This window comes from Variovorax sp. P1_H12_2, from assembly GCF_056405335.1.
In genome coordinates, this window is the sequence record NZ_JBFUCI010000333.1 from 1 (window position 1) to 7,296 (window position 7,296).

General features: G+C 68.5%; 8 protein-coding genes and 1 pseudogene. 5 read left to right on the plus strand and 4 right to left on the minus strand.

Annotated features, from left to right (window positions below; genetic code table 11):
• The 5 genes from AC1D2K_RS25865 to nagZ all read left to right on the plus strand — a co-directional run.
• Nucleotides 1-267, plus strand: a 267-nt coding sequence (locus AC1D2K_RS25865) for a KH domain-containing protein (protein WP_478092105.1), incomplete at its 5' end; no start/stop codon positions are given.
• A 232-nt stretch (nt 268-499) separates the two neighbouring features.
• Nucleotides 500-1,258 carry a DNA repair protein RecO gene (recO, locus tag AC1D2K_RS25870; RefSeq protein ID WP_478092106.1) on the plus strand — a complete coding sequence of 253 codons (759 nt, stop codon included), beginning with the start codon at nt 500-502 and terminating at the stop codon, nt 1,256-1,258.
• Between the two features lie 55 nt (nt 1,259-1,313).
• The gene (locus tag AC1D2K_RS25875) at nt 1,314-2,075 is read left to right on the plus strand and encodes a pyridoxine 5'-phosphate synthase (protein WP_478092107.1); all 762 of its coding nucleotides are present in this window, start codon (nt 1,314-1,316) and stop codon (nt 2,073-2,075) included.
• A complete protein-coding gene (gene acpS, locus AC1D2K_RS25880; RefSeq protein WP_478092108.1) occupies nt 2,072-2,467 on the plus strand; it encodes a holo-ACP synthase in 396 nt (131 codons plus the stop codon). Before AC1D2K_RS25875 ends, acpS begins: the two co-directional genes overlap by 4 nt.
• Entirely contained in the window at nt 2,464-3,537 is a 1,074-nt protein-coding gene (gene nagZ, locus AC1D2K_RS25885; RefSeq protein WP_478092110.1) for a beta-N-acetylhexosaminidase, read from the plus strand. The genes acpS and nagZ overlap by 4 nt, the downstream gene beginning before the upstream one ends.
• Nucleotides 3,538-3,540: 3 nt before the next feature.
• Here the strand turns inward: nagZ and AC1D2K_RS25890 are convergent, their stop codons facing one another.
• The 4 genes and pseudogenes from AC1D2K_RS25890 to AC1D2K_RS25905 form a co-directional block, all read right to left on the minus strand.
• Nucleotides 3,541-4,050, minus strand: a complete 510-nt coding sequence (locus AC1D2K_RS25890) for a YgjP-like metallopeptidase domain-containing protein (protein ID WP_478092112.1) — start codon at nt 4,048-4,050, stop codon at nt 3,541-3,543.
• Complete coding sequence (locus tag AC1D2K_RS25895; protein WP_478092116.1) at nt 4,047-5,336, minus strand: Hsp70 family protein; 1,290 nt, start codon at nt 5,334-5,336, stop codon at nt 4,047-4,049. Before AC1D2K_RS25895 ends, AC1D2K_RS25890 begins: the two co-directional genes overlap by 4 nt.
• Nucleotides 5,330-6,880, minus strand: a complete 1,551-nt coding sequence (gene lysS, locus AC1D2K_RS25900) for a lysine--tRNA ligase (protein WP_478092114.1) — start codon at nt 6,878-6,880, stop codon at nt 5,330-5,332. The genes AC1D2K_RS25895 and lysS overlap by 7 nt, the downstream gene beginning before the upstream one ends.
• A gap of 132 nt (nt 6,881-7,012) precedes the next feature.
• Nucleotides 7,013-7,296, minus strand: a pseudogene (locus AC1D2K_RS25905) (LON peptidase substrate-binding domain-containing protein); the annotation flags it as partial.

The window sequence follows — 7,296 nt, forward strand, 5'->3', positions numbered from 1 at the left end:
GTGATCGACAAGTTCGAGGAGGAGCCGCCCCAGAAGAAAGGCCAGAAGCGGCTGCTGCGCATCGCCGCCACGATCGTGGTCGAGCGCGACGGCCACAAGGCGATGGTCATCGGCGACAAGGGCGAGCGCATCAAGCGCATCGGCACCGAGACCCGGCAGGAGCTCGAGAAGCTCATGGACGCCAAGGTGTTCATCGAGCTGTGGGTCAAGGTGCGCTCGGGCTGGGCCGACGACGAGGCCAGGGTCCGCTCCTTTGGATATGAGTAAGCTCGCCCCCCAGCCTCGCTCACTTCGTGTAGCTCAGACACCAGGCGGCCGCCAGAGGCGGCTGCTCTTCGGGCACGTCCAAGCCTGCGCAGGCAGGCTTGGAGCCGCGGCCCTCAGCCCCTGCCCGGGGGCAATCCCAGCGGCCCGGCAAAGCCGGTTCCGCGGGATTCCTGGCCTCGGTCGCGCCGGTCGCCGGCGCTGCGAGCCTTGCAAGAGCAGGGCGGCCCGTTGAATGGCCGTTCGTCGGGTCACCCATGAGCCGGCTTATGTGCTCCACCGCTACGACTGGAGCGAGTCGAGCCTGATCCTCGAGGTGTTCACGCGCCACCATGGGCGCATCGCGCTGGTGGCGAAGGGAGCCAAGCGGCCCAGTTCCAACTTCCGCCCGGTGCTGCTGCCGTTGCAGCCGCTGCAACTGAACTTCAGCGGAGAAGCCGAGATCCGGACGCTCAAGGGGGCCGAATGGATGGGCGGGCACGTGATGCCGACCGGCGAGGCGCTGCTCTCGGGCTACTACGTCAACGAACTGCTGCTGCGCCTGCTGGCCCGCGACGATCCGCACGAGGCGGTGTTCGACGCCTACGCGGCCGTGGTGCAGGTGCTGGCGGGCCACCATGCGGGGGCGCAGGCGGCGACACAGTCGGCGGCGCTTCGGGCCTTCGAACTGCTGCTGCTGCGCGAGGTCGGGCTGCTGCCCTCGCTCGATGTCGAGACCCTGACCCAGGCGCCGCTGGAGCCGGCCGGCCGCTATGCGCTGGTGCCCGAGGCCGGGCTGCGGCAGGCCGCCGACGACGAAGCCGCGCTGGCGGGCGCCGACTGGCTCGCGCTGCAGGCCGCGCTCGACGATCGCGCGCCCTTTGCGGCGACCCTGCGCGTGTGCGCCGGCCGCGACGGCGCATTGCGCACCCAATCGCGGGTGCTCCTCAACTACCATTGCGGCGTTGCAACGCTGCGTACGCGGCAGATGATGCGGGACCTGCAAGCCTTATGAGCCGCCGGGCCGTTCCCAAGGCGAATCCCGAAGCGCTGCTGCGCGGAGGGTTTCTATGAGCACTACTAGCACTATGTCTACAGCCCTGTCGGTCAATCTCAACAAGGTCGCGCTGGTGCGCAACACGCGCCAGCTCGGCATCCCCAGCGTGCTGTTCGCTGCCGCAACGTGCCTGGACGCCGGTGCGCACGGCATCACGGTGCACCCGCGGCCCGACGAGCGCCACATCCGGCCGCAGGACGTGCGTGACCTGTCGGGGCTGCTGCACAGGGACTGGCCGGAGGCCGAGTTCAATATCGAGGGCAACCCCTTCCACAACCTGATGGAGTTCGTGCGCGAACTGCGTCCGCACCAGGCCACCTTCGTGCCCGACAGCGAGACCCAATCCACCAGCGACCACGGCTGGAGCTTTCCGGAGGACGCCGAACGCTTGAGGCCGCTGATCGCCGAGGCCCGGGCGCTGGGCGTGCGCGTGAGCCTCTTCATGGACCCGGCGCCGGAGATGATGGCGGCCGTCAAGGCGGTCGGCGCCGATCGCGTGGAGCTCTACACCGAGGGCTATGCAGCTTCGCGCGACACCTCCAAGGCGGGCCCCGTGTTGCAGCTCTACGCGGAAGCGGCGCGCGCCGCGCAGGCGGCCGGGCTCGAAGTCAATGCCGGGCACGACCTGAGCCGCGACAACCTGAGCGATTTCCTGAGGGCGGTGCCGGGCGTGCGCGAGGTGTCGATCGGCCATGCCTTCGTTTCCGATGCCCTGGAGCTCGGCTATTCCGCAGCCACGCGCGAATACCTGCGCCGCATCGAAGAAGCCCGGTGATCTACGGCATCGGCACCGACATCTGCGACATCCGTCGCGTCGCCGCCACCTTCGAGCGCCAGGGCGAGCGCTTTGCGCAAAAGGTGTTGAGCGATGCCGAGTTCGCGATCTGGCAGGCCCGCAGCGCGCGCTGGCCCAAGCGCGGCCTGCGCTACCTGGCCACCCGCTTCTCGGCCAAGGAGGCCTTCAGCAAGGCGATCGGCACGGGCATGCGGATGCCGATGAGCTGGCGGCTGTGCGAGATCGCGAACGAAAAGAGCGGCAAGCCCGTGATCGTCCTGCACGGCGGCCTGAAGGAATGGTTCGAGGCCCAGGGCCTGCGCGCCCATGTGACCGTGACCGACGAAACCGACTATGCGGCGAGCTTCGTCGTGGTCGAACGCAACGAATGACTGACAACAACTCGCACGCCCCGTTGATCATCGATGTCGCGGGGGCCGAACTGAATGCCGCCGATCGCCGCCGGCTGGCCGATCCGCTGGTGGGGGGCGTGATCCATTTCACGCGCAACTGGCAGGATCGGCGACAGATGACGGCGCTGAACGCCGAGATCAAGGCGCTCAGGCCCGACATCCTGATCTGCGTGGACCACGAAGGCGGCCGCGTGCAGCGCTTCAGGACCGACGGCTTCACGCGGCTGCCGTCCATGCGCGCGCTGGGCGAGTGGTGGATGACCGATGCCCTGCGCGCCACCCAGGCGGCGGTCGCCTGTGGCCACGTGCTGGCCAGCGAGCTGCGCGCCTGCGGCATCGACTTCAGCTTCGCCCCGGTGCTCGACCTGGACTACGGCGAAAGCAGCGTGATCGGCGACCGCAGCTTTCACCGCGACCCGCGCGTGGTCGCGCTGCTGGCGCGCAGCGTGATGCACGGCCTGCTGCAGGCCGGCATGGCCAACTGCGGCAAGCATTTCCCGGGACACGGCTTCGTCAAGGCCGATTCGCATGTGGCGATTCCCATGGACCGGCGCAGCCTCAAGGCCATCCTGGCGGACGACGCGCGGCCCTACGACTGGCTCACGGGCACGCTCGCCGCCGTGATGCCGGCGCACGTGATCTACCCGAAGGTCGATGTCCGTCCGGCCGGCTTCTCGTCGAAATGGCTGCGGCAGATCCTGCGCGGCAAGCTCGGTTTCGACGGTGCAGTGTTCAGCGACGACCTCAGCATGGAGGCCGCGCGCCGTATCGACGGCCGGTTGTTGAGCTACACCGATGCGGCCCTCGCCGCGCTGGATGCGGGCTGCGATCTCGCGCTGCTGTGCAACCAGAGCATCGGCGAAGGAGCCGCGCTCGACGAGCTGCTCGATGGTTTCGCCGAAGCGCGGCGCGGCGGGCGCTGGAAGCCGGAATCGGCCAGCGAAACGCGCCGGCGCAGCCTCCTGCCGCGCGGGGCTCCGCTCGACTGGACGGCGCTCAGGGCGTCGTCCGCCTACCGGCAAGCGCTGGGTATGCTGCCGCGCGCGTAGTCTTCAGGCCGATGGCGTCCACAGCCGGCCGCCGCCGCCGTCCAGATGCGTCAGGTACAGCCGCAGGTCGAACTCGAACTGGTGGTAGTCCGGCTCCATGTGGGCGCACAGCTTGTAGAAAGCCTTGTCGTGCTCGCGCTCCTTCATGTGCGCCAGTTCGTGCACGACGATCATGCGCAGCCACTCGATCGGCACTTCCTTGAACAGGCTCGCCACGCGGATCTCGCGCTTGGCCTTCAGTTTGCCGCCCTGCACGCGCGAAACGGTCGTGTGGGTGCCGAGCGCGTTCCGGATCACGTGCAGCTTGTTGTCGAAGGCCACCTTGGACAGCGGCTCGGCGTTGCGCAGGAACTCGCTCTTGAGGTCGATCACGTAGTCGTACAGCGCGCGGTCGGTCCGAATCGCGTGCATGGCGCCGTAGCGCTTCAGCAGCCAGTCGCCGAGCCGGCCCTCGGCGACCATCTGTTCGACCTGCGCGCGCAGTGCCGCGGGGTACGCGGCGAGGTACTTCATGCGGGCTGCGGCGTCCGCGTGCCCGCGGCGGTGGCAGCGGAGTAGGCCAGACCGGCAGCCACGCCGCCGAAAAGGTCGCCTTCGATGAGATCGATGCCCGGGAAGGCGCGGCGCAGTGCGCTCTGGAAAGGGCGCAGCGCCGACGAACCGCCCGTCAGGTAGATGGCGTCGAGGTCGCCGGCCTCGAGGCCGGCGCGCCGGACGCAATCGCCGGCGCAGGCCACCACGCTGTCGAGCAGTGCTGCCAGGTGCCGTTCCATGTCGCCGGCCGTCAGCGCGGCCGCCAGGCCCGGTTCGGCGCAGGAGAGGTCGATCGCCACCTCGTCGTGGGTCATCGAACTGCGGATCTTCGCCGCCTCGACCTCGCTGGCCACGCGGTGGCCCTCGCGATTGACGAGCACGCGGATGAGGCGATCGTGCAGCCGCGTGTCGAGGTAGCTGCTGCGCAGCTCCTGCACCTGGCGGATCGACTTCGGCGTCTGCAGCCAGTTGATCAGGTGCCAGGTCGAGAGGTCGAAGAAGGGCCGGCTCGGCACTTCGCGGCCCTGGGGGCCGTGGTGGCGGAAGCCCAGGTGCGGCATCGCGCAGGCCAGGCTCAGGCGCTGGTCGTAGTCGGTGCCGCCGATGTGGACGCCGGTCGTGGCCAGCACGTCGCCGGCGCGATCGGGGTCCTGCATGCGTTCGGGGCCGAGCCGCACGACCGTGAAGTCGGAGGTGCCGCCGCCGATGTCGACGATCAGCACCAGCGATTCACGCGTCACGCGGCGCTCGAAGTCGAAGGCGGCCGCGATCGGCTCGTACTGGAACGTGACCTCGCCGAGCCCGGCGTTCTCCGCAGCGCGGCGCAGGGTGGCTTCGGCCAGGGCATCGCGCTTGTCGTCTTCGTCGTCGAAGCGGATCGGCCGGCCGACCACGACCCGGCCGGGTTGGGCGCCGAGCTGGGCGCGTGCGCGGGTGCCGAGTTCCGACAGGAACAGCGTGATGATGTCCTCGAAGCTGACCAGCTGGTTGTCGATCTCGGTCGGCTCCTGCATCAGCGCGCTGCCCAGGATGCTCTTGAGCGAGCGCATCAGCCGGCCCTCGGTGCCCGCCAGGTAGAGCGCCATCGCCTCGCGGCCGAAATGCGTGCTGCGGTCCTCGGAATTGAAGAAGATCGCGGTCGGGATCGCGGTGGCCGAGCCCTCCAGCAGCAGCGGKCGTGCAAGGCCGTCTTCCGCCACGAAGGCGGCTGCGGAATTCGACGTTCCGAAGTCGATCCCGATCGCAGGTGCGCGCTTGCTCAAGATTCGCGACGCAAGGCCGGGAACAGGATCACGTCGCGGATGCTCGGCGAATCGGTCAGCAGCATCATCAGGCGGTCGATGCCGATGCCGCAGCCGCCGGTGGGCGGCATGCCGTATTCGAGCGCGCGCACGAAGTCGTGGTCGTAGAACATGGCTTCGTCGTCACCGCTGTCCTTGGCCGCGACCTGCGCGTTGAAGCGTGCGGCCTGGTCCTCGGCATCGTTGAGCTCGCTGAAGCCATTGCCGAACTCGCGGCCCGTGATGTAGAGCTCGAAGCGCTCGGTCACTTCGGGGCGCTCGTCGTTGGCGCGCGCCAGCGGTGAGATCTCGGTCGGGTGCTCCATGATGAAGGTCGGCTGCCAGAGCTTCTCTTCCACCGTTTCCTCGAAATACATGACCTGCAGGCTCGCCAGGCTGCGTTGCGAGAGCTTGTCCTTCTCTTCGCTGAGGCCGATCTTGCGCAGCGCGTTGACGAGCCAGGCGGCGTCGTCGACGCTGGCGCCGGCTTCCGTGTGCTTGACGATCGCCTCGCGGATCGTGAGCCGCTCGAAGGGCTGGGCGAGGTCGACGGCCTGGCCCTGGTAGCTCAGCTGCTGGCTGCCCACCGCCTTGTCGGCGATGGTGCGGATCAGCGTCTCGGTGAAGTCCATCAGGTCGCGGTAGTTCCAGTAGGCCGCGTAGAACTCCATCATCGTGAACTCCGGGTTGTGCCGGACCGAGATGCCTTCGTTGCGGTAGCTGCGGTTGATCTCGAACACGCGCTCGAAGCCGCCGACGATCAGCCGCTTGAGATAGAGCTCGGGCGCGATGCGCAGGAACATCTCCTGGTCGAGCGCGTTGTGATGCGTCTTGAACGGCTTGGCATTGGCGCCGCCCGGGATCGGATGCAGCATCGGCGTCTCGACCTCGAGGAAGTCGTTGGCCACCATGAATTCGCGCAGCGCGCTCACCGCGCGGCTGCGCGCCATGAAGCGATCGCGCGCCGCGGCGTCGGTGATCAGGTCGACGTAGCGCTGGCGGTACTTCTGCTCCTGGTCGGCCATGCCGTGGAACTTGTCGGGCAGCGGGCGCAGGCTCTTGGTCAGCAGGCGCAGCTTGCTCACCTTGACCGACAGTTCGCCGGTCTTGGTCTTGAAGGCCGTGCCTTCGGCGCCGACGATGTCGCCGAGGTCCCAGTGCTTGAACTCGGCATACGCCTCTTCGCCGACCCCGTCGCGCGTCACATAGAGCTGGATTCGGCCGGTGGCGTCCTGCAGGGTCGCGAAGCTGGCCTTGCCCATCACCCGCTTGAGCATCATGCGGCCGGCCACGCTGACCGGGACCGGCGTGGCGTCCAGCACTTCGGCCGCGGTCTCGCCATGGGCCGCGAGCAGGGTGGCCGCGCGGTCGGCGGGCTTGAAGTCGTTCGGGAATGCGACCCCCTTGCCGTCGGCCTGCGCCGCGCGCAGGGCTTTGAGCTTCTCGCGCCGTTCGGCGATCAGCTGGTTGTCGTCGGTGGCGGCGGCCGCGGCGGGCACGGGAACGGAAGGAGTCGGGTGGTCGGACATGGGCACTGGGGAGYGGGGGGAAGGAGGGCGTGCGAAAGCACGCAACCCGCCATTTTAACCGCCCTCGGCTCCTGAAGGACCATCGCCCGACACGCGCCTGGACTGCCTTCGATGCTATCGAATTGGTAGCGGTTAGGTCGCGATGCCGGCCCGTGCGAGCAGATCGCTGACCAGTTCGAGGCGCATCAGCGGGCTGTCGAGCGCCATCAGGCGCTGCCTGAGTTCGGTCTGCATGGGCAACAGTTCGCACCAGCGGTTGGCGACCCAGCCGCAGTCCTCGAAGCGATAGGGCTGCGCGATCGGCAAGCGGACGCCGGCATCGCCGGCCAGGTGCCGGCGTTCTTCGAGCGCCTGCACCAGCCGGCGCAGCGCTTCGGCCGTCTGCACCAGATCGTCGGGGATCGCCAGCGCCAGAT